Below are 862 nucleotides of genomic sequence, written 5' to 3'. Positions count from 1 at the left end.
CGGGCCGCCCCCGCTCAGAAGATCAGGACGAAGGCGCCGCGCCCCAAGGGCCGCAGCCTCTACAACCTGATCGGTGTCGCGGTCGCGACGATCCTCGGCTTCCCGGTGTACTGGATGGTCAACACCGCGCTGAAGTCCGACAAGGACGCGATCTCGACCGACCCGAAGTTCCTGCCGTTCCCGGTCACGCTGGACAACTTCAAGCGCGCGCTGGAGATCTCCGACTTCTGGGGCCCGGTCTTCCGCAGCCTGATCATCGCGAGCACCACGGTGGCGATCGGCCTGGTGGTCGGCCTGCTCGCCGCGCTGGCGATCTCCCGGTTCGCGTTCCGCGGCCGCAAGGTGGTCATCGTCGGCATCCTGGCGGTGCAGATGGTCCCGCTGGTCGCGATGATCATCCCGGTCTTCCTGCTGCTGAACGACCTGGGCCAGTACAACAAGCTCTCCGGCATCATCCTGACCTACCTCACCTTCGTGCTGCCGTTCACGGTGTGGACCCTGCGCGGCTTCATCGTGAACATCCCGAAGGAGCTCGAGGAGTCGGCCATGGTCGACGGCTGCACCAGGACCGGGGCGTTCGTCCGGGTGGTCTTCCCGCTGCTCGCGCCCGGCATGGTGGCCACCGCGATCTACGGCTTCATCCAGGCCTGGAACGAGTACCTGTACGCGCTGCAGCTGCTCAGCCAGACCAACACCACCGCGACCGTGTGGCTCGGCAACTTCACCACCACCCGCGGCACCGAGTACGCGCCGATGATGGCCGGCTCGACCATGATGGCCATCCCCGTGGTGATCTTCTTCCTGCTCGTCCAGCGCCGTATCGCCTCCGGTCTCACCGCCGGTGCCGTGAAGGGATGACCCG

The 862-nt window shown here is 66.5% G+C and carries 1 protein-coding gene; it reads left to right on the top strand.

The annotated features are described in order from the left end of the window. Nucleotides 1-21: 21 nt before the first annotated feature. On the top strand, nt 22-858 hold the full coding sequence (locus ABD323_RS42055; protein ID WP_344447341.1) for a carbohydrate ABC transporter permease: 837 nt from the start codon (nt 22-24) through the stop codon (nt 856-858). The last annotated feature ends 4 nt before the right edge of the window (nt 859-862 follow it).

This window comes from Kitasatospora nipponensis (assembly GCF_039528135.1).
GTDB lineage: Bacteria > Actinomycetota > Actinomycetes > Streptomycetales > Streptomycetaceae > Kitasatospora > Kitasatospora nipponensis.
The sequence above is the reverse complement of the archived record's forward strand: the minus strand, read 5'-3'. Positions and strand labels throughout refer to the sequence as shown.